Origin of the sequence: Haliscomenobacter sp. (genome assembly GCF_040403615.1) — a bacterium.
Classification (GTDB): domain Bacteria; phylum Bacteroidota; class Bacteroidia; order Chitinophagales; family Saprospiraceae; genus Haliscomenobacter.
This window is the reverse complement of the sequence record NZ_JBBAKG010000102.1, coordinates 1-20844: the sequence shown is the minus strand read 5'-3', so window position 1 is coordinate 20844 and position 20844 is coordinate 1. Positions and strand designations below refer to the sequence as shown.

At 47.3% G+C, this 20844-nt stretch carries 17 protein-coding genes; 12 read left to right on the top strand and 5 right to left on the bottom strand.

Features of this window, described 5'->3' with window-relative positions; genetic code table 11:
• Positions 1–103 precede the first annotated feature (103 nt).
• The 5 genes from ABW391_RS23700 to ABW391_RS23680 all read left to right on the top strand — a co-directional run bounded on the left by ABW391_RS23700 (position 104) and on the right by ABW391_RS23680 (position 5245).
• Complete coding sequence (locus tag ABW391_RS23700) at positions 104–793, top strand: metal-dependent hydrolase (RefSeq protein WP_353484381.1); 690 nt, start codon at positions 104–106, stop codon at positions 791–793.
• A gap of 77 nt (positions 794–870) precedes the next feature.
• Positions 871–1677 (top strand): ParA family protein, encoded by an 807-nt coding sequence (locus ABW391_RS23695; RefSeq protein WP_353484379.1) that lies wholly within the window; start codon positions 871–873, stop codon positions 1675–1677.
• Positions 1678–1689: 12 nt separating this feature from the next.
• A complete protein-coding gene (locus tag ABW391_RS23690; RefSeq protein ID WP_353484378.1) occupies positions 1690–2625 on the top strand; it encodes a ParB/RepB/Spo0J family partition protein in 936 nt (311 codons plus the stop codon).
• Positions 2626–2726: 101 nt separating this feature from the next.
• Complete coding sequence (locus tag ABW391_RS23685) at positions 2727–3317, top strand: DUF5683 domain-containing protein (protein ID WP_353484377.1); 591 nt, start codon at positions 2727–2729, stop codon at positions 3315–3317.
• A 44-nt stretch (positions 3318–3361) separates the two neighbouring features.
• Positions 3362–5245, top strand: a complete 1884-nt coding sequence (locus tag ABW391_RS23680; RefSeq protein ID WP_353484376.1) for a patatin-like phospholipase family protein — start codon at positions 3362–3364, stop codon at positions 5243–5245.
• Positions 5246–5319: 74 nt separating this feature from the next.
• Here the strand turns inward: ABW391_RS23680 and infC are convergent, their stop codons facing one another.
• Positions 5320–5850: a translation initiation factor IF-3 gene (infC, locus tag ABW391_RS23675; RefSeq protein ID WP_353484380.1), complete on the bottom strand. Its 531-nt coding sequence runs from the start codon at positions 5848–5850 to the stop codon at positions 5320–5322.
• A 239-nt stretch (positions 5851–6089) separates the two neighbouring features.
• The gene (locus ABW391_RS23670) at positions 6090–8639 is read right to left on the bottom strand and encodes an ATP-dependent Clp protease ATP-binding subunit (protein ID WP_353484375.1); all 2550 of its coding nucleotides are present in this window, start codon (positions 8637–8639) and stop codon (positions 6090–6092) included.
• 396 nt (positions 8640–9035) lie between these two features.
• On the opposite strand from ABW391_RS23670, the gene ABW391_RS23665 reads away from it, so the two are divergent.
• Positions 9036–9425 carry an STAS domain-containing protein gene (locus ABW391_RS23665; protein WP_353484374.1) on the top strand — a complete coding sequence of 130 codons (390 nt, stop codon included), beginning with the start codon at positions 9036–9038 and terminating at the stop codon, positions 9423–9425.
• Positions 9426–9493: 68 nt separating this feature from the next.
• Here the strand turns inward: ABW391_RS23665 and ABW391_RS23660 are convergent, their stop codons facing one another.
• A complete protein-coding gene (locus tag ABW391_RS23660; protein WP_353484373.1) occupies positions 9494–10183 on the bottom strand; it encodes a Crp/Fnr family transcriptional regulator in 690 nt (229 codons plus the stop codon).
• A gap of 176 nt (positions 10184–10359) precedes the next feature.
• A complete protein-coding gene (locus ABW391_RS23655; RefSeq protein ID WP_353484372.1) occupies positions 10360–12708 on the bottom strand; it encodes a TonB-dependent receptor in 2349 nt (782 codons plus the stop codon).
• A 207-nt stretch (positions 12709–12915) separates the two neighbouring features.
• Between ABW391_RS23655 and ABW391_RS23650 the strand changes: the two genes are divergently transcribed.
• The 5 genes from ABW391_RS23650 (at position 12916) to ABW391_RS23630 (ending at position 18759) form a co-directional block, all read left to right on the top strand.
• Entirely contained in the window at positions 12916–13647 is a 732-nt protein-coding gene (locus tag ABW391_RS23650) for a GntR family transcriptional regulator (protein ID WP_353484371.1), read from the top strand.
• Positions 13644–15119 carry a CoA-acylating methylmalonate-semialdehyde dehydrogenase gene (locus ABW391_RS23645; RefSeq protein WP_353484370.1) on the top strand — a complete coding sequence of 492 codons (1476 nt, stop codon included), beginning with the start codon at positions 13644–13646 and terminating at the stop codon, positions 15117–15119. Before ABW391_RS23650 ends, ABW391_RS23645 begins: the two co-directional genes overlap by 4 nt.
• 81 nt (positions 15120–15200) lie before the next feature.
• On the top strand, positions 15201–16247 hold the full coding sequence (locus tag ABW391_RS23640) for an alcohol dehydrogenase catalytic domain-containing protein (RefSeq protein WP_353484369.1): 1047 nt from the start codon (positions 15201–15203) through the stop codon (positions 16245–16247).
• An 11-nt stretch (positions 16248–16258) separates the two neighbouring features.
• Entirely contained in the window at positions 16259–17728 is a 1470-nt protein-coding gene (locus ABW391_RS23635; RefSeq protein WP_353484368.1) for an aldehyde dehydrogenase family protein, read from the top strand.
• 32 nt (positions 17729–17760) lie between these two features.
• Positions 17761–18759, top strand: a complete 999-nt coding sequence (locus tag ABW391_RS23630; RefSeq protein WP_353484367.1) for a class II fructose-bisphosphate aldolase — start codon at positions 17761–17763, stop codon at positions 18757–18759.
• Positions 18760–18786: 27 nt separating this feature from the next.
• On the opposite strand, the gene fabG is transcribed toward ABW391_RS23630, so the two are convergent.
• Positions 18787–19530 (bottom strand): 3-oxoacyl-ACP reductase FabG, encoded by a 744-nt coding sequence (fabG, locus tag ABW391_RS23625; protein WP_353484366.1) that lies wholly within the window; start codon positions 19528–19530, stop codon positions 18787–18789.
• A 169-nt stretch (positions 19531–19699) separates the two neighbouring features.
• Here fabG and ABW391_RS23620 point away from each other — a divergent pair, with 169 nt between their 5' ends.
• Complete coding sequence (locus tag ABW391_RS23620) at positions 19700–20695, top strand: GRP family sugar transporter (RefSeq protein WP_353484365.1); 996 nt, start codon at positions 19700–19702, stop codon at positions 20693–20695.
• Positions 20696–20844 lie beyond the last annotated feature (149 nt).

Sequence of the window (20844 nt, the reverse complement as noted above, 5' to 3'; positions counted from 1 at the left end):
TGGAGCAAGATTATACTGCACCATTGGGGATTTTCTGTTTGAGTTTTTGAAAGTAGCCGAAGAAACAACTACTTTAGCATCAAATCCTCAAACCATACCAATCATGAAAGTTACCTATTACGGGCAATCTTGTTTTTTGATTGAAACGCTTGGACAAAAGCTACTTTTTGATCCTTTTATCTCTCCCAATCCGCTGCAATCCGAAAATGGAAAGGCAATCGTAAACAACATCGAAGCCGATTACATCCTGCTGACCCACGGCCATGGCGATCACGTGGCAGATGCCGAAAGCATTGCCAAACGTTGTGGCGCTACTATAATTTCCAATTACGAGATTGTGAGTTGGTATCAAACCAAAGGCATCAAAGGGCATCCCATGAATCTTGGTGGTTCCAAATCTTTCGATTTTGGAACAGTAAAAATGGTCAATGCCGTACATTCCAGTGTGCTACCGGATGGTACTTATGCGGGCAATCCCAGTGGTTTTGTGGTTTCGAACACTGAAATTACCTTCTACATTGCCGGGGATACTGCCCTCACCATGGACATGAAACTCATTCCCATGACCTGCCCCAAACTGGATTTTGCCATTTTACCCATCGGAGACAATTTCACCATGGGAATCAGTGATGCGGTATTGGCTGCCCAATTTATTGAATGTGATAAAATCATCGGGTGTCATTACGATACTTTTGGATATATTAAAATCAATCACGCTTCCGCGCAAAAAGCTTTTTCAGCTAAAGGAAAAGAGTTAATTTTGCTGCCGCTTAATGAAAGCACAACGCTCTAAGTTGAAAAGTTGATCCTATCCATCTCGGCTTCGCTCGGTGAATAGGATCAACTTTCCAACTTTTCAACTTCAACTTCATGGGAAAAGTAATTACCATTGCCAACCAAAAGGGTGGGGTAGGCAAAACCACCACCGCGATCAACCTGGCAGCTAGCTTGGCCATTTTAGAGAAAAAGGTTTTGCTGATCGATTCTGATCCCCAGGCTAACGCTTCTTCAGGGGTAGGGATTCTACCTGGCGAAGCGGAGTCAACCTTGTACGATTGCATGATCAATGGCATGGATCCCATGGATGCCATCTATGAAACCGATACGCCCAACCTTCATTTGTTGCCATCTGACATCAACCTGGTTGGTGCCGACGTAGAGTTGGTGAATCGCCCCAACCGCGAATTCGTGATGAAAGGAGTAGTTGAAAAGTTGCGGGATTATTACGATTACATCTTCATCGACTGTTTGCCTTCACTGGGTATGGTAACGGTCAACGCGCTTTGTGCGGGTGATTCGGTTTTGATTCCGGTGCAGTGCGAGTTTTTTGCCTTGGAAGGTTTGGCCAAATTGCAAGACAGTATCAACCTGGTTAAACGCACCCTTAATCCTAATCTGGTCATTGAAGGCATCGTACTGACCATGTACGACCCACGCTTGCGCTTGGCCAACGTGGTGGTCAACGAGGTAAAAGACATTTTCAAGGATCGGGTTTTTGACACCATCATCCACCGAAATGCCCGGATTGGGGAGGCACCCAATATGCACATGCCTGTAGTATTGCTCAATGCGGGTAGCAAAGGAGCCATCAATTACCTCAATCTGGCCCAAGAATTTTTGTTGCGCAACGGGGATTCTTCTGTTAGCAAAACCTTCAGCGAACCCAGTGCTGATTAACCCAAAACCGACATGGCAAAAAAAGTAATCCGGACCGAAGGGGCAAAAAAAGTAACCCGAGATAACCTCAGTGCAGGACTGCGTGCAGTATTCAATGCTGATACCTTGAATGAGGCCATCGCTGCTGATCAGGAAGCGGTGGTAAAAGAATTGACGCATTTCACCCCGATGATCCCAATTGAGCAAATTCAGCCCAACCCCGGACAACCTCGGAATCAATTTGATGAAGATGCCCTGGATGAATTGGCCAGTTCCATCAAAGTACACGGCTTGATTCAGCCCATTACGGTGCGTTTGCTGGAGCCCAACCACTATCAAATCATTTCGGGGGAACGCCGTTTTCGGGCTTCACAAAAAGCTGGACTCTCAGAAATTCCGGCTTATGTAAGGCTAGCCAACGATACCGAAATGCTGGAAATGGCGTTGATTGAAAACATTCAGCGACAAGATTTGAATTCGATTGAAGTAGCACTTACCTATGCCCGCCTGAAAGACGAATGCAAGCTCACCGATGCCGAACTCTCTAGTCGCATGGGTAAAGACAGAAGTACCATCACCAATTACCTCCGGTTGCTCAAATTGCCAGAACCCATCCAAAAAGCACTCCGCGATCGCGAGATTTCTTTTGGACACGGTCGGGCACTGGCGTCGCTGGATGATTATGTCAAAAGCAAGGGCTTTTTTGATTTGGCAATGGTCAATCATTTGTCCGTTCGGGCCTTGGAAAACCTGATTGCCGCAGAAAAAAAACCTGTCAACAAAGAAAGCAACAAGGAAACTAAAATTCCGGAAGAATACGTAGGCGTTCAAAATCGTTTTCGGGAGTACTTTGGAGTAGGGAAAGTACAACTTAAAGTCAATGCTGAAGGCAAAGGTCAGATTGTTATTCCCTTTGCCAACACCAAAGACCTGAACGATTTATTGGATCGATTGGAAGAGAACAATTAACATTTTGATAAGCTACATTTTGGCCTTGTACCGACTCTATGTATTGGGGCAAAAATGAACATTTATTTTTTTATCCCCCCCGTGTTACAAAACGAATGCTGATGAAGGGATTGCTTATTGGAGTGTTGCTCGTTTGTACTTGTCCGTTGTTTGGCCAGCAAATTGATTCTATTCCTGCTGCACCTCAGGAAAAAGTGCGCATGGTATTTATGGACAGTGTAAGAAAGGAGCGAAAAAACCGCTTGCCTGTCCCCAAAAAAGCGCTTTTGTACTCCTTTGCTTTACCAGGATCTGGGCAGGTGTACAATGGGCATTGGTGGAAAGCACCTTTTGCCGTTGGCGCCATTGGAACCATGGTGTACTTTGTGACCTATAGCAGTGATTTGTACAAGCGATTCCAATCGGCACTAGAGGATGAATTACTGAAAAAACCACATGAATTTACCAAGTTTAACCTAGGCGTAACCGGACTCCGAAACCGGCGTGATTTTTACGACAAAAACCGCCAATTGTCTTACGTTGGGGTATTCGCTGCCTATGGATTGGTGGCCGTAGAGGCATTTGTAGATGCGCATTTGCAGAATTTTGACATGAGCGAAGATTTGAGTTTTAAATTAAAACCGACTTTCCAGAGCGATCCCCGCACAGGATTTGGTGGCCCTGGGATTGGCATTGTGGTTTTTGTCAAGTAATAAAAAACATCCCCTTGTCTACAAGGATTTCAACACCTAAAACCATGAAAAGAGGTAAAACTTTTAAAATCGGCATTGCCATGGCCGGCGCTGTATCGGCAGGAGCATACACCGCTGGTGTGATCGATTATTTATTGGAAACCCTGGAAAAATGGGACCTGGCCAAAAAAAACAACGACGACCTTGGGCCTGATCACCCCATGTACGACCACTCCATCCCCATGCACGACGTGGTGATCGAGGTGATCGGAGGAGCTTCGGCTGGTGGCATGACTGCCGCCATCGCAGCCTTGGGCATGTTTGAAGGACTTAACCCCATCAACGATTACAATCCCGAAAAAAGCCACAATAAATTATACGATGCCTGGGTCAATCTAAACGATGCAGTAGGCACGCCCACTTTGGAGCAAATGATGCAAACTGGCGACATTCTGGCCAAAAACGAGGTAAAATCCCTGCTCAATTCTGACCCCATCGACGCCATTGCCGACAAAGCCGGAATCCTGTCACAAATCAAGGACTTGCCCGAATATATCTCTCCCAATTTGCAGGTCATTCTCACCATTACCAGCTTGCGCGGGGTACCTGTTGCAGTCAATTTTTTTGACAACAAACTGAAAGAGGAACTCAAAAAGAAAGAAGCAGAAGAAAACAAAAGCCGGGACACCTTTACCGTAGAAGATGCAAAGGAACAGCCCGCACACCGCATGTACGTTCACAAAGGGATCGCCCATTTTATGGTGATGCGCACTCCAGGGCAATATCAGCCCGATCATATTGTGCCTTTTCAACCCGATTCCGCATCGGATATAAAACTGTTGCTGGATTGTGCCAAAGCTACCGGCGCTTTCCCGCTGGGTTTGGCCGCACGGCCATTGAACAACATACCCTTGGCTTACATCAAATCGACGGTGTTCCGCATGTTTGGGTTGCAAAACCAACCCAAAATGGCTCAAGCCATCGAAATAACTGTAGATGATGATCCCTTCAATTTTGTAGCTATTGATGGGGGTACCATCAACAATGAACCATTTGGAGAAATCATCGATGCGGTGGAGGAAAAGTGCAACAAAGATGGCAATCCATATGCGATTATCATGATCGATCCTTTTCCCAACTTTGCGCAAGACAAAGCCAAGAAATACAAAGCGCCTTCTTCGTTGCTGGATTTGATCCCCAATATTTTTGGGGCGATTCGGGCCCAGGCCATGGTCAAGGAGAATGACCTGATGAAAGGTTTGGCGGGTGATGTTACCCGCAGAATGGTTTTCCCCAAGAAGAAAAACGATGCTTACCCCATTGCTTGTGGGGCGCTAGATGGTTTTGGCGGGTTTTTTAGCCGCGAATTCCGGGAGCACGATTTTTATTTGGGCAGGTTCAATGGCCAGAAATTCATCCGCAAGCACTTTAGTATCCCCTTGGATGAACTTGAAAAAGCCAAGGTATTCGATGATTGGAAAAGCGACGGCTCGGATGAACGGCATCAACGCTTTTTTATTCCTGATGATTTGGGGGGCCCTGGTTTTTATCCGATCATACCAGACATGGGGATCGCCAATATGGCGAAAAGTGTTTACCACGAAGATTATTTGCCGGAGCCAATCAAGAAGAAAATTCCTGCTAAAGAGATCTTTAGGCTGGATCCTTTAATGTGCTTGCGCTTCAAAACCGTACTGGATCATATTTTTACCCTCAATACCGCTCCCGATGATCAATATTCAAAAGAGGTTCACCAGGATGTTAACCGTTTGATGCGGGGCTATTACGGAGAAAAAGAGAAATCTGCCAGTAAGCCCTCTTTCACCAAAAAAATCTTCATGTGGGGCTGGAGAAAGTTTCTGACGCGACTCATTGGCAAAAACATTGCCAAGCGCGCCATTAAGTTGATTCTGCTGGATTTTCGGGAACGCAACCTGATCGAGATGTAGCAAGGATTTAGCAATAAAAAAGGCCAACCTGTTGTTTTGCAACGGGTTGGCCTTTTTCATTTCCAGCGAGTTGGTTATTTCTTCTTCTTCGGAGCAATCATTACAATCATCCGGCGACCTTCCAATTTTGGCAAAGATTCAGGTGCACCAAATTCTTCCAATTCTTTGAGAAAGCGCAGCAAGAGCAATTCACCACGGTCTTTAAACACAATGGTACGACCACGGAAGTTTACGTAAGCTTTCACCTTGGCGTTTTCTTCCAGGAAGGTTTTAGCGTGACGCACTTTGAATTCAAAATCGTGGTCATCCGTATTGGGTCCAAAACGAATTTCTTTGATTACCGTTTTGGCCGCTTTGGCTTTGATTTCCTTTTCTTTCTTCTTCTTCTCGTAGAGAAACTTGTTGTAGTCGATGATGCGCACTACAGGAGGTACTGCATTGGGAGAGATTTCAACCAGATCAAGTTCTGATTTTTCGGCCCATTGCAATGCATCACGGGTATTGTATACTTCGCCCGACTTGATTTCTACGCCAACAAATTCGCTAAGTTGTTCCATGTTATCTCCAACCAGACGAATCTGAGGTACTCGAATTTGATCATTCAATCGGAATTGCCCTTTATCTTCCTCACTAGGGAAGCGAGAGTCTCTCCGACCACCACGGAATGGCGGTTTGCTACCACCACCTCCACTACTGCGATTACCGCCAAATTGATTCTTTGCCAAATGAATTTTATTTTGTTAGAAAATAATGCAAAAATTGATGTTTTAGTTCCAAAAACTAAAAAAAATAGAGACGCATCTAAACGCGTCTCTATATAATGAAACAAAAATACAATATTTTTTTATTCCTTGACGTCTGTATTCACTTCTTTTGCAAGAACAATCCGCAAATTGTCCTTTTCATCGGTCAAAACCGCTTCCAAAGCAGTTCCCTCTTGCGGTTGGTCATTCAAAATGAACTCTGCAAGCGGATCTTCCAGGTATTTCTGGATGGCGCGGTTGAGCGGACGGGCACCGAACTGAGGATCAAATCCTTTTTCAGCCACAAACTTCTTGGCCTCTTCACTGATGACGAGGGTGAAATTCATGGTAGCCAAACGGCGGTGCAAATCCTTCAGCGAAATGTCGATGATCTTGAAGATTTCTTCCTGTCCCAGACTGTTGAACACTACCACATCGTCGATGCGGTTGAGGAATTCTGGAGAGAAAGTACGCTTCAGGGCATTTTGAATCACGGCCTTGGTATTGTCTTCCGCTGACTCTTGACGAGACTTGGTGGCAAAACCTACACCTTGACCAAAGTCTTTCAACTGACGAACCCCGATGTTGGAGGTCATGATGATCAGGGTGTTTTTGAAGTCCACTTTGCGACCAAGACCATCGGTCAATTGACCGTCGTCCAAAACCTGGAGCAAAATATTGTACACATCCGGGTGCGCTTTTTCAATTTCGTCGAGCAGTACCACAGAATAAGGCTTGCGGCGAACTTTTTCGGTCAACTGCCCACCTTCTTCGTAGCCCACGTATCCCGGAGGCGCACCAATCAAGCGGCTTACCGAGAATTTTTCCATGTATTCACTCATGTCGATGCGGATCAGGGCATCTTCTGAGTCGAAGAGGTAACGCGCCAAGGCTTTAGCCAATTCCGTTTTACCTACGCCCGTTGGACCAAGGAAAATGAACGAACCAATTGGTTTGGTGGGGTCTTTGAGCCCTACCCGGTTGCGTTGAATGGCTTTGGTGATTTTCTTGAGCGCTTCATCCTGGCCGATGATGGTTCCTTGCATGTCTTTTTCCATGCTCACCAACTTGCGGTTTTCACTTTGAGCCACCCGCATTACCGGGATGTTGGTCATCATTGAAACCACCTCAGCGATGTCTTCTTCGCCTACGGGATAACGTTTGGTTTTAGAATCCTCTTCCCATTGTACCTTGGCAAACTCCAATTGGCGCACCAGTTTCGATTCGCGGTCGCGCAAATCAGCAGCTCTTTCGTACTGCTGGTTTTTGACGGCCTGGTTTTTGAGTTCCTTCAGCTCTTCGATTTGCTTTTCGAGGTCTTCGATGTGCTTCGGAACGTGGATGTTTTTCAGGTGGACGCGAGCGCCCACTTCGTCCAATACATCAATCGCCTTGTCGGGCAGGAAGCGGTCGGTGATGTACCGATCACTCAGGCGAACGCAGGCTTTGATCGCATCATCGTCGTAAATAACGTTGTGGAATTCTTCGTATTTAGACTTGATGTTGTGCAAGATATGGATAGCCTCATCCGCAGATGGTGGATCGACCATTACTTTTTGGAAGCGGCGATCCAGGGCGCCATCCTTTTCGATGTGCTGGCGGTATTCATCCAGGGTGGATGCACCAATGCACTGGAGTTCACCCCGAGCCAGGGCAGGCTTGAAGATGTTAGAGGCATCCAGTGAGCCAGTAGCTCCACCTGCACCTACAATGGTGTGAATTTCATCAATAAACAGGATGACATCGCGAGATTTTTCCAATTCATTCATGATGGCTTTCATGCGCTCTTCAAACTGGCCACGGTATTTGGTACCGGCAACCAACGCTGCCAAATCGAGCATCACAATGCGCTTGTTGAACAGCGTACGCGATACTTTGCGTTGCATGATGCGCAAGGCCAACCCTTCTACGATGGCCGTTTTGCCCACACCGGGTTCGCCAATCAGAATTGGGTTGTTCTTTTTGCGGCGACTCAGGATTTGAGAAACCCTTTCGATTTCTTTTTCGCGGCCAATGATGGGGTCTAATTTTCCCTCTTCAGCAAGCTTGGTGATGTCGCGCCCAAAGTTATCCAGCACTGGAGTGCGAGATTTGGCGTTGCCTTTGCGTTGCTGAAAACCACCTTGGCGATCTTCATCGTCGTATGGGTCGTCACTGTCGGACGGAGCTTGGTTATAAGGCGGCTCGATGCTGGAGAAATCTTGCTCCTGCTTTACGTATTCGAGCTCGGCTTTGTAAATTTCGTAATCCACGTCGAATTGGTTGAGAATTTTGGAAGCAGGATTTTCCTTGTGCTTTAAAATGGAGAGCACCAGGTGTTCCGGGCTAATCTCTTCACTTTTAAGCATTTTCGCTTCCAAAAAAGTGACTTTAAGTACTTTTTCGGCCTGTTTGTTGAGTGGGAGTGTACCCACGCTCAAACTGGTATTGCTTGCGGGTATTTTTTGCACAGATTCTTCCAGTGTTTGTTTTAATTCAGCGGAATCAACATCCAAGGATTCAAGGACGCGAACTGCCAAACTCTCCTTTTCGGAAACAATCCCTAAAAGAAGGTGCTCTGTACCGATAAAGTCATGCCCTAAACGAAAAGCTTCTTCTCGGCTTTTTTTGATGACTTCCTTTACCTTGGGTGAAAATCTTCTATTATTCATGTTGTGCGGAAATTCAAAGGGCGATCAGAATTGCCAATGCTTACTGCAAGAATCGAGCCATCTTTATGGGCTGCCATTTCGGGAAAATTTCCAGTAAAAAGCACTAAAAATCTCCTTCAGCAATAATAAGGTTTCTGTTCAACCTGTCCAAATGTAAATTTTTGCAAAAATTAATCCAAATTAGATTAATAAACAAACCCAATTAGGGGTTAAATGTGAAATTCAAGCAAATTAATCTACCAAACAACCCAAAAGGTAATCTGGTTTAAAGAAATGTACAGAGATCATCACCTTTAGAATTGCCCCCTGCATTTGGATAAATTCCCGCGATTGACTTAGGTTTTCCGTTCAATTGTTTATATTTGCCCGGAAAATAGAATCAACTACCCTAAGCGCATGAAGTATTCAGTTGATAAACAAGACCGTTATACGGTTTTTCGAGTAGAAGAAGAGAATTTGAACTCAATTGTGGCTCCTGACCTAAAGACAGAATTCACTTTCCTTTTTAATGAAGGTGTGGTGAATTTAATTTTTGACCTTTCAAATGTTAAGTATGTCGATTCTTCAGGCTTGAGTGCCATTCTGACAGGTGACAGGCTGTGGAAGGAGCAAGGCAGTTTCGTTTTGACAGGTGTCGAGCACGATGCTGTGAAAAAATTGATCGAAATTTCTCACCTCAAATCAGTCCTGGACATCATTCCTACTCAGAAAGAGGCAGTAGAATTTGTGTTTATGGAAGAGCTTCAACGAGAGTTGGAGAAAGAAGACGATTCAGAAGAGGAATAAGGTTTTGAGTTTTGGGTTTTAAGTTGAACACGTTTTTTCAGAGCTGTGTGCAACTTAAACCCCAAAACCTAAGATAACCGTTCCAAATCCCGAATCAAAATACTTCGACGATTGAAGTAGATTAGGTTTGATTTGCGGAGTTCATTCAAGACTGAAGTTACAGTTTGGCGAGAGGTGCCTGTGTAATTGGCAATGTCTTGCTGGGTCATGCTGTGTTTAATCAGCAATTCGAAACCTATCTTTTTGCCTTGGTTTTCTGCCGAGTCTTTCAAAAAATCAATTATTCTTTCGCGTGCATCCTTAAACATCAGCGCTTCCAACCTGGATTCTGCGCGGCGTAAGCGTGTGCCCAACCAATCCACAATATCCAAAGACAAATTTGGATGCTTGCGCATGAGCTTTCGAAATGATTCGGTTGGAATGCGCAGCAACTGCACTTCGTCTTGCATCGAAAGTGCATTTTCCTGGCGCTCCTTTTCTCCTACCAGGCCCAACTCCCCAAACAAGGTAATGGGACTCAGCATTTCCTTGATGATCTCACGGCCATCTTCGGAGAAAGAACACAGTTTGACCGAACCCCGCAATAAAATAAACAAGTGACCTGAAATTTCCCCCTTGGTATAAATGGCACAATTTCGTTGAATTTGCTCCATTTGGCAAATCAACGCAAGTTCATGTAAATCAGCATATGGAAGGTTTTCCAAAAATGAAATTTGTCTCAAAAAAGCCACCACTGAAGTATCCCGCGACGTTGTCATTGGCTTGTGATTGGGTGAATAAAGGATGCAATCCATTTTCAGTCTAACAAATGACCAGATAGATATGTGATAAATAGCCAAATCACGAAAATTGTTCACAATTAAGAACCAAGGTCGTCAGAATACTTTGTTTTGTGGTTGGATGTTGCCGTTTTGATGCCAGTTATAGCTTTGATTTAAAATTCAACCCGATAACTCAAAATGGGTATAATCCCCAATTGTTTCTTCTCTAAGACCTGTTTTTGCAAATGGTCATAATAGAAAAAACCAGAGTTTTCCTGATTGGTGGCGTTTTGGATGTCTAGTGCAAAAGTGTTGTTCCGGCCAGCTTTGTTCCATTTGAAGTACAAGCGCGTATCCAGGCGGTAATAAGTGGAGCTGTTTAAAGAAAAAGCAGGATCGCTGCGTTCATTGCCGGTAATGGCGGTAGCAAGCGGGACGGTGATGCCGTTCTTTTCGGAAAGGGTAACATCGATAGGCGTTTGTGGCAAATTGCCCAATGCGATGACGCGGCCATTGATGCCCCACAATTTCACTTTTCCAGCTTTGCGTTCTTTGCGCCATTCTTTACCCGCAGTGACATTGAAAACATAGCGGCCATCGAAACGGCTGCTGCGCCAATCGTTGTTGCCAAAAGTTTGCTTGTACAAACTGCTGTTGTTGCGGTATTCGGAATGATAGATGGAACTGTTGGCCAAAAAGTAAAAACCTTTCTCGAGGTAGCGCCGCAAGTTGATTTCAAGGCCGTAGTTGCGCGCCTCGCCGTCAGTGGTAAGTACTTCAGAAACACTTGAAGTACTCAGCAACACGGGAATCCGCTCATTGACAAAATTGCTCGAGAGCATTTGAAAAGAGTAGGGGAGTATGGCTACACTGGTCTGCTTTTGATAATAGGCCTGAAATTCCAAACTGGTGGATGGACTGGTTTGGATCTGCAGCCCGATGCTGGATTGCTGGCTTTTGACCAAGGCAACCGCGCCAGGTTGGTTGGCTATTGTAGGCAGAATTGGCCTTTGGCTAAATGCTCCAAAAGACAGGGTCAGCTTTTTGTTATCTGCAATCCGGTAGGCCAAATTAATCCGTGGCTCAAAATTGCTAATGCTACCCTTGCTGGGCTTCTCGACATTCAACAAATGAATGTAATGCAACCCCAGTTCCCACTCAAAATGTCCGAAATCAAATTTGGTAGAAGTATAAGGTTGAATGATTTCACCCGTATTGTAAATGATGCCCCATTTCAGCGTCTGGCGTGGATTGGGTTTGGAATAGAAATAGGAATGAATGCTGCGGCGGTATTGGCGAATTTGGTCACCCAAAGTTGGCCCAGCACCAGTAAAATAAGTCTGAATGCGGGTACTTTGATAGCCAGAATAGGCAAATGAAGTATTCCACATGCCATTTTTTCCTACAGGTAGCCGAAGGGTTCCACCCAAAACCTGGGTGGAAGATTCAAAATCAATGTCCTGACGGTCTTTGTCAAATTCCCATTTGGTAGAATCCCTGTCGCCAGTAAAGATGTTGGAACTATTGCCACCCATCCCGAAAACAGTGAATTTTCCACCCTTGGCAAAAGGGAATACCAGATTGAAAGCCAAGTCTTTAAAACCTATGGCTTCGCCACCGACATCTACACCCAGGTTGCTCAACAAGCCCAAGGTGGAATAGCGACCGTTGATCAGGTAAGAAGCGCCACCTTTTTTGCCGATTGGCCCTTCAAGTGCGCCGTCCAAACCGAGTAAACTGGCTTGCAGGGTATATTCTCTTTGCTCATTATTGCCGGTACGCAGGCGCATGTCAAAAATACCACCCAGGGCATTGCCGTATCCTGCGGCATAATCTCCGGTCAAAAAAGCAGCGTTTCCGAGCATTTGCGTACTGAGCATATTGACACCACCTCCGGTAAAGGTAGGTAAGTCACTTTGAGATCCCGCATTGGGGGTATGGTTGGGATTGAGGATATCTACCCCTTCCAAACGCCAGAGGTTGGCATTCGGGGTATTGCCCCTTACCGAAAGAAAATTGGCCTGATCGTTGGTGTTGACCACTCCGGGTAGGGCACTTGCGGTGCGGGCAGGATCAAAAAATACCCCTGGAAACCGCAATGTGGTTTCGTTGCTGATGCTGCGCACCGAAGGATTGAGGGATTCCACTTCCAGCGGAGCAGCAGTAATGCTCAATTCGCTCAGCGTGGTATAAGCGATATGTAAGGGCAGATTCAACACCGTTTCGCGGCCCGATTCGAGTAAGATTTCAGGCACAACCAGGGTGTCGTAACCTACAAAAGAAATGCGCAGGCGATAACGACCAACCGGAAGGTTTTCAAAACGGAATTTGCCATTATCATCGGTTGTTGTGCCTAGTGTTGTGCCTTCGAGTAAGACGTTGGCATTTGGTAATGCTTTTTGCACAACTGCATCGATCACTTGTCCCCGCAGCGTTTGTTGAGGAGATTGAGCAAAAATGGAGATTTTGCTCACTAAAATTATACCAAAAAATAACAAAAGTCGGAGTGGTGTATGTGCCATGAATGGTTTTTTTTTGTCGGTAGATAAATGAGCGTCAAATATACTTGCATGCGAGATAATATCTCTGAGAATTTTTATCACTCGCCAAAAATTTGACTTTTAATTGCTTTCTACATGAAACATGCCTGGTCTGAAAAAAAACATCGCTAAAACTTGTACGTACAAGTTGAAAGTTTGTACTTTTACCTCGACAATAAATCGTCAGCAATGGAAAGTACGCTCCAATACAAAATCTTGTACAATCGACTCAAAAAGGAGATCCTGGCCGACGTCTACCAGGTAGGGAGTGTATTGCCGTCGGAAAACGACTTATGTGCTGCTTCAAACCTGGCCAGATCTACCGTTCGTCAAGCCTTGAGCCAATTGGAGTCTGAAGGCTTCATTGTCAAACAAAAAGGCAAAGGCAGCATTGTCAAGTCCAAAAGTAGAGCACTGAATTTACTTTCCTTTCAGGGCTTCTCAGCCATGGTCGGTCCTGAAAAGATCTCTACCTTGTCCGTACAGGAGCCACAGATCCAGCCCTGGCCAGTCAAATTTTTCTTTGAACTCAATGAACTCGAACGCGGAGCAGGCTGCATTCATTTCTCCCGGGTGCGTTCCATCGATGGCCAACCTTTGATGTATGAAAGTACTTTTGTACCCAACCTCAATTTGCCCCAATTTGTGCGACAATTTAAACTGAACAGCTCCTTCTTTGAGTTTTTGGCCAAAACTTACCAATTGGAAATCACCGGAATGGAGCAGGAAATCTGGGCTGCCTCCGCAGACCCCGAGATCGCTCAACGCCTTCAATTGGCAGAAGGAACACCTGTTTTGAAAATCTGCCGCAAATACGCCACCAATCGAGCACACTTGCAGGTGTACAGTTTGCTCTATTGCAATACTTCAAAATACGCCATGAGCAATTCCAGCGGAGTGGTCAACCAGCAATCCATATGAGCACAGCAACGCTTACCCAAACCGGCACCAAAGGTCATTTCACCAACGGACAAGCCTGGATTCCGGCACAAGAAAACCTCATTGAAGTGCATTCGCCATTGGATGGTACTTTATTGGGAGCTGTTCCGGTTGGAACTCCTTCCACCATTGACCAAGTAGTTGAAAATGCCTCCACAGCTTTCAAATCCTGGTCAAAAACGCCTCTGAAAGAGCGGGTACAAGTACTGTTTCGTTTCAAAACCCTGCTGGAAAAACACTTAACCGAGCTGGCCGACTTGATTCAATTGGAAAACGGCAAAACCTGGCCTGAAGCCAAAGCCGAAATTGACAAAGGCATCGAAGTACTAGAATTTGCGACTTCCTTGCCCCAGATCTGGGATGATCAAATTTTGGAAGTCAGTTCGGGCGTAAATTGCCAATACGAGCGCTATCCCATCGGGGTCGTGCTGTCCATTGCGCCATTCAATTTCCCGGCTATGGTACCCATGTGGACAATTCCGATTGCCATTGGTTGCGGCAATGCTTTCATCCTCAAACCTTCAGAATTGGTACCCCTCACCGCGGTGCGTTTGGGTGAGCTTTTCAGTGAAGCTGGTCTGCCCCCTGGCGTATTCAACGTAGTACATGGACAAAGAGAAACGACCGAATACCTGATCGATCATCCCGGGATTCAAGCCCTGAGCTTTGTAGGCTCCACTAAAGTTGCACGCTTGGTGTACCAAAGGGCATCCAGTTTGGGTAAAAAAGCCTTGGCACTCGGCGGCGCCAAAAACCACCTGGTGGTTGTGCCCGACGCCGATCCGGAAATCACCGCCAAAAACGTGATTGCATCTGCAATGGGCTGTGCTGGACAACGTTGCATGGCGGCCAGTGTGCTGATCCTGGTAGGCGATACTGGCAATATTTTAGATCAAATCATCGCTGAAGCCCGCAAAATCAGGGTAGGAGAGGAGCTGGGGGCGGTGATCAGCCCTGCCGCCAAAACCCGCATCGAAGGCTACATCGACCGCGCCGAAGCTGCTGGCTACAAAATTCTGGTGGATGGCCGAGGCGCCAATGTTGCTGGCAAGGAAAACGGTACTTACGTCGGGCCAACCCTGATCGAAGGCGTACCTGCCGGAGCAGAATGTGCCTGCGACGAAATCTTTGGCCCCGTGCTCTCCATCATCCAGGTCAATACCCTGGATGAAGCCATTGCCATCGAAAACAGCAATCCTTATGGCAATGCGGCCTCCATTTATACCACCTCCGGGGCTGTAGCCCGCTATTTCTCGGAACGCGCCAGTTCTGGCATGGTCGGGGTCAACATCGGTGTTCCCGTACCCCGCGAACCTTTTTCTTTCGGGGGTTGGAACGATTCCAAATTTGGTCATGGCGACATCACCGGCATGGACGGCGTACGCTTTTGGACCAAACTCAAAAAGATCACCACCAAATGGACAGCCTCCGCTGCCCAAAACTGGATGAGCTAACACCCCAACCCACGGATTTATCCGTGGGAGGGCACCCATATACCCAGCCCATGGATTTATCCGTGGGCTAAAAAAAGAACCATGAAAGCAGCCATCTATCACGGAAAAGAAGACATCCGGGTCGAAACCATCGCCGACCCCGTCCTCGCCGAAGGAGAAATCCTCCTCGAAATCGAAGCCTGTAGCGTATGCGGAACCGACCTGCGTACCTACCGCAACGGCGATAAAAAAATCACCCCACCCCGCGTATTAGGGCACGAGTTCTGCGGGCGCGTAATCGAATCCCGCAACCCCAATGCCAATGTCAAAGTTGGTGATCGCGTGGTGATGTACATCGTACTCTCCTGCGGAGAATGCAAATATTGCCGGGCTGGCCGCGAAAACCTCTGCATCAGCCGCACCACCATGTCTTACCATTACGACGGCGCATTTGCACCCTATGTCAGAGTCCCGGCACGGGCGATCCAACGCAACAGCCTTTTCAAAGTTACCACCGACCAAACTTCCCAGCAAATGAGCCTGGCCGAACCCTTGGGCTGTGTGCACAATGCCCATAGCCACCTGGGCATCGGCTTACAAGACCGAGTGGCGGTAATCGGTTCAGGTCCCATCGGCGCCATGCACGCCGTTTTGGCCCGCTTGCAAGGTGCACAATCGGTGCATCTATTCGACATCAATCAAAACCGCCTCGACATGATGACGCGCTTCGACATCGATGGCACTGTCCTTAGCGAAAAAGAAGGCTCTCATCTCGAACGCGCCCTCGAACTGACCAATGGAGAGGGATTTGACGTGGTCATCGTAGCCGTGAGCAGTGCTTTTGCGCAAGCCGATGCCCTGGAAATTGCGGGCAAAGGCGCCAGAGTTGAGTTCTTCGGCGGGTTGCCCAAATCCAATCCAACCGCGGTTTTGAATACCAATCACTTGCACTACAAAGAACTCATGGTCAGCGGCTCTTATTCTGAAAAAATCAGCGATTTTCGCACCGCTTATCAACTGATCCAAAGTGGCCGTTTTCCGGCAGATCAATTCATCACCCACGTGCTGCCGCTTGACCGCATCCACGAATCCTTTCAAATGATGGAGTCGGGCGAGGCGCTCAAAGTGTGCATTAACCCACAAATCTAAATCCCACTACAATGACAACTGAATTAATCGAAGCATTGACCGGAAAAGATTGGGGACTCTTGATCAACGGAGCATCTCAAGCTGCTGCCGACAATGCCTGGGACAAAGTCTATTCCCCTGCCACTGGCCTTGCTATTGCGCAGGTGGCCAGGGCCACTGAAACAGACGTAGATGCAGCCGTGCAAAACGCCAAAGCTGCTTTTGTGCAATGGGCGGCACTTCCAGGAGCCGAACGCGAAAAAATCATCCGCAAAGCCACTGCTTATGTACGCACCCAAGCCGACCAAATAGGCGGGTTGATGGCCTTGGAGCAAGGCAAACCCTTTGCCCAATCGCGCGGGGAAGTCACTTCTTCTTGCGACTTGATGGACTACTACGCCGCCGAAGCGGTACGGGTAGAAGGTTACGTCAACTCCACCGAAAAATCCAACCTTTATTCCTGGGTAGTTTACCAACCCGTAGGCGTTTGTGGCCTGATTACACCCTGGAATTACCCGGTAAGTTTGTTGAGCTGGAAACTGGGCCCGGCAATGGCTACCGGATGTACTGTGGTGGTCAAACCTACCGAGGTAACCCCTCTTTCTCCCCTGGCATTTTGCAAAGCCTTAATCGAAGGCGGCATTCCTGCCGGAGTGATCAATGTGGTAATGGGTGATGGCGTAGTAGGCGCAGCTCTGGTCACCCATCGGGACGTGGCCAAAGTTGCCATGACCGGCTCAACCCACACAGGCAAAAAGATTATGAGCGCAATAGCCAGTCAATTGAAAAAAGTATCCCTGGAATTGGGTGGACATTGTCCGGCGATTGTATGCGCCGATGCCGACCTCGATTTGGCTGCTGAAATCATTGTCTACAAAGGTTTTCGCAATATGGGGCAGTCTTGCAGCACGGTCAATCGGGTTTACGCACACCATTCGATCCACGATGTTTTGATAGAAAAAATCGTCTCCAAAGCCCAAAAATTCAGCATTGGCGATGGCGTACTGGAAGGCGATTGTGACCTTGGGCCGATGACCACTGCCGAAACCCTGCAAAAAGTAGAACGCCATGTTGCCGATGCCCTAACCAAAGGAGCGTCATTGCATACTGGCGGGAAAAAGCCAAATGGGGAAAAATACCAAAATGGCCATTACTACACCCCGACGGTTTTGAGCAAAGTAAGCCCGGACATGCTAATGATGCAGGAAGAGACCTTTGGCCCGGTGGTTCCCATCGACTCCTTTGATTCCCTCGAAGAAGCCATCGACAAGGCCAACGACAGCGACTTCGGGCTTTGTGCTTACCTGTTTACCAAAGATTTTGCCACCACGATGCGGGTCAGCCAGGCTTTGGAAGCCGGCACGGTCTGTGTCAACAACGGCGCGGTGAATACCGCTTATGCACCCTACGAAGGCTGGAAAGACAGCGGCTTTGGAGTAGAACTTTCCCGCAAAGCCATCTTCGAATATTTGAAAACAAAACACATCAAGGTAGGGTTTTAGGTTATCCTAAGATTGCCATAAATCATAAGAAAATGCTCCTTTCGCCAACCCAATCCCGCCAACTCCTGAACCATGCTTTCGAGCAGGGGTATGCCATTCTTGCCGTCAATGCTGATAGTCACGCTGCGGTGAGTGACTGCCTGGAGGCCGCTTTGCAGGCCGATGCTCCCATCATTATTGAAACCAGCCTTTGGCAAATCAAAGGACACAGCTATGGCCTGGGTGATCCCATTTTGGGCGTAGCCCGCTACCTGGCCGACCTCATGGTATTGGCCAACAGCGAGCGCTACCAACGCATTCCGGTCATTTACCATACCGACCACATCAAGGGTATCGAGACGATGGACATCCTGAAGGCGGCGATTCAAGGCATCGATGCGCGCTTTCATGATCAAGCCATCCGGCTGAGCGCCTCTACCATTTCGCTGGATGCCTCAGACCTGTCGGAAGAGCAAAACATTGCCCACATGCTGCAATTGTGCCAGTTTGCCGCCGAAGCAGGGGTAGAAGTGACCCTTGAAATGGAATCAGCCGTAGACGATCGGATCACACCTGCCGAAGAAACGGAAAAACTCATCGGCGAGGTTGAAAAGGAATACCCCGGCAAAATTGCCCTCTGGGCGCCAGGTGTGGGTACCCAACACGGTTTTACCTCTGACGATGGTTACGCGGGTTTTCAAACCAAAACCATTGAAGACAATGTGCGCTTGTTGCAGCAAATCACTGGCCGCAACATTGGCATCGCCTTGCACGGCTCAACGGGCTTGCCCAACGAAAAACTCAGCTCCGCCGCCAAATGTGGGGTAACCAAGGTCAATTGGTCTTCGGAATCCTTGTACTTCCGCTCCATGGCCGCCAAGCAATACTATACCGAATATGCCGAAAAATTAGAGCGCCAACACCCAGAATGGAAAAATACCGCAATGGACAACGGGGTTGCTTCCTTTGTTTCCAGGGTTTATGTGCCGAAGGTGGTGGAGCGGATCAAGGTTTTGGGAGGTGAAGGAATGGCGGGGCGGTTTGAAATTTGAGTCTCGTTTTTGGTCAATCAAAATTAATCACATCACTAAGCCCCCATCCACCGACAAGGTCACACCATTGATAAACGAAGCCTCATCTGAAGCCAAAAATAAATAAGCATTGGCAATGTCTTCGGGCTGTCCGGCTCTGCCAACGGGTGTCCTAGCTTCCAATTCTGCCAATTGTTCTGCCGGGATGGTTTCCACCATTTCTGTCTTAATGAATCCGGGTGCAACAGCATTGACGGTGATGCCTTTGCGGCCAAATTCGCGTGCCCAAACCTTGGTCATCCCGATCACACCTGCCTTCGCAGCTACATAATTGCTTTGGCCAAAGTTGCCATACAACGCAACAATCGAAGCAGCATTGACAATGCGGCCATAGTTGTGCTCTACCATATAGGGCGTCACCGCTTTGGTGCAGTTGAAAACCCCGGTCAAATTGACATCAATGACTTGCTGCCACTGCAAAGGCGACATTTTTTTCAAAGAAGAATCTCTGGTGATGCCCGCATTGTTGATCAGGATGTCGATTTGGCCAAAATCTGCTATTACTGCGTCGGTGGCCTGTTGAACTTCTTCGAGGTTGGCCGTATTGACCCTGTAAAACTCGCATGAATAACCTTGCGCCTTGCATTCTTCAATCAGGTTTTGGCTATTTGCAGCGTCGATGTCCCAAATGGCAACCAAAGCACCTTCTTGTAAAAACCGCATGGCGGTCGCTTTTCCAATTCCCCGGGCACCTCCCGTAATGATGGCGACTTTGTTGAGTAGTCTTGGCATGAATTTTTAGGGAAAATAAGGAAAAAAAAGAGAATTACGGCTGTCCATGAATGCAACCCAAGATTTTTACCTAAAATATCCGGGATTGTTTATTTTTCGTCGATCGCACCTCCATTTCAGCCTCAAAAACTGAAACAAGGAAAAAACCTTAACCTACAAACGCTACATCATGTTCATCATTGAAACCTACCCAATTGCAGTGCTATTCTGCATCATTACCATGTTGTGCTGGGGCTCCTGGGCCAATACCCAAAAACTGGCGGCGTCCAATTGGCGCTTCGAGCTGTTTTATTGGGACTACGTCATTGGCATCTTGGTTTTGTCGCTGCTTTTTGCCTTTACCTTGGGCAGTACAGGCATGGAGGGACGCGCATTTTTGGCGGATTTCCAGCAAGCCGATTGGGGCAATATTCATTCGGCCCTGTTGGGTGGAGTGCTGTTCAACGCAGCCAATATTTTGTTGGTCGCTGCGATAGGAATCGCGGGCATGTCGGTGGCCTTTCCGGTGGGGATTGGCCTGGCGCTGGTCATCGGCGTGATCGTCAATTACCTGGATGCGCCTTTGGGAAATGTTGGGATGCTCTTCGGAGGCGTGGCGCTCGTCGCAGTAGCCATTTTGCTCAATGCGAGTGCTTACCGCAAATTGTCGAGCTCCACGGGTGGTGTTTCTACCAAAGGTTTGGTGCTTTCGGTGATAGCAGGCGCACTGATGGGCTTGTTTTACAAGTACGTAGCCAATTCCATGTTTCCCGATTTCTCTAATCCCATTGCCGGAAAAATGAGTCCGTATACAGCGGTGGTGGTATTTTCTGTCGGTATTCTGTTGAGCAATGTGGTGTTCAATACCTTTTTGATGTTGCGTCCTTTTGTGGGCACGCCAGTTTCGTATGCCGATTATTTCCGAGGTACGCTTAAAAACCACTTGACGGGTGTTTTTGGTGGTATTATTTGGTGCGTCGGCATGTCGTTCAGCATCATTGCTTCTGATTTGGCGGGGCCCGCTATTTCTTATGGATTGGGGCAAGGAGCAACGATTGTTGCAGCGCTTTGGGGCATTTACATTTGGAAAGAATTCAAGGATGCTCCAAAGGGCACGTCGAATTTATTGAATTTAATGTTGATTTGTTATGCGCTTGGTCTTGGTTTGATCATTGCGGCGCGGTGATTTAAAGGCTGAATCAGCATTTGTTGAGAAAGGCAGCTCAATTCAAATTTAACCTTGTCGGGAACATCAAACGGGTAATTCTCCTTGTTTTTCCTTGTCACTTTTTGCCTTGAGTATCTGGACAGAATTAAATGACAAATTGCCTATTT

Excerpts from the sequence above, each read along its gene's own strand:
- ABW391_RS23620 (WP_353484365.1), top strand. The coding sequence starts at position 19,700 with ATGTTCATCATTGAAACCTACCCAATTGCAGTGCTATTCTGCATCATT.
- ABW391_RS23680 (WP_353484376.1), top strand. The coding sequence starts at position 3,362 with ATGAAAAGAGGTAAAACTTTTAAAATCGGCATTGCCATGGCCGGCGCT.
- ABW391_RS23665 (WP_353484374.1), top strand. The coding sequence starts at position 9,036 with ATGAAGTATTCAGTTGATAAACAAGACCGTTATACGGTTTTTCGAGTA.
- ABW391_RS23645 (WP_353484370.1), top strand. The coding sequence starts at position 13,644 with ATGAGCACAGCAACGCTTACCCAAACCGGCACCAAAGGTCATTTCACC.
- ABW391_RS23660 (WP_353484373.1), bottom strand. The coding sequence starts at position 10,183 with ATGACAACGTCGCGGGATACTTCAGTGGTGGCTTTTTTGAGACAAATT.
- ABW391_RS23650 (WP_353484371.1), top strand. The coding sequence starts at position 12,916 with ATGGAAAGTACGCTCCAATACAAAATCTTGTACAATCGACTCAAAAAG.
- ABW391_RS23635 (WP_353484368.1), top strand. The coding sequence starts at position 16,259 with ATGACAACTGAATTAATCGAAGCATTGACCGGAAAAGATTGGGGACTC.
- ABW391_RS23685 (WP_353484377.1), top strand. The coding sequence starts at position 2,727 with ATGAAGGGATTGCTTATTGGAGTGTTGCTCGTTTGTACTTGTCCGTTG.
- ABW391_RS23695 (WP_353484379.1), top strand. The coding sequence starts at position 871 with ATGGGAAAAGTAATTACCATTGCCAACCAAAAGGGTGGGGTAGGCAAA.
- ABW391_RS23670 (WP_353484375.1), bottom strand. The coding sequence starts at position 8,639 with ATGAATAATAGAAGATTTTCACCCAAGGTAAAGGAAGTCATCAAAAAA.
- fabG (WP_353484366.1), bottom strand. The coding sequence starts at position 19,530 with ATGCCAAGACTACTCAACAAAGTCGCCATCATTACGGGAGGTGCCCGG.
- ABW391_RS23655 (WP_353484372.1), bottom strand. The coding sequence starts at position 12,708 with ATGGCACATACACCACTCCGACTTTTGTTATTTTTTGGTATAATTTTA.
- ABW391_RS23630 (WP_353484367.1), top strand. The coding sequence starts at position 17,761 with ATGCTCCTTTCGCCAACCCAATCCCGCCAACTCCTGAACCATGCTTTC.
- ABW391_RS23690 (WP_353484378.1), top strand. The coding sequence starts at position 1,690 with ATGGCAAAAAAAGTAATCCGGACCGAAGGGGCAAAAAAAGTAACCCGA.
- ABW391_RS23640 (WP_353484369.1), top strand. The coding sequence starts at position 15,201 with ATGAAAGCAGCCATCTATCACGGAAAAGAAGACATCCGGGTCGAAACC.
- ABW391_RS23700 (WP_353484381.1), top strand. The coding sequence starts at position 104 with ATGAAAGTTACCTATTACGGGCAATCTTGTTTTTTGATTGAAACGCTT.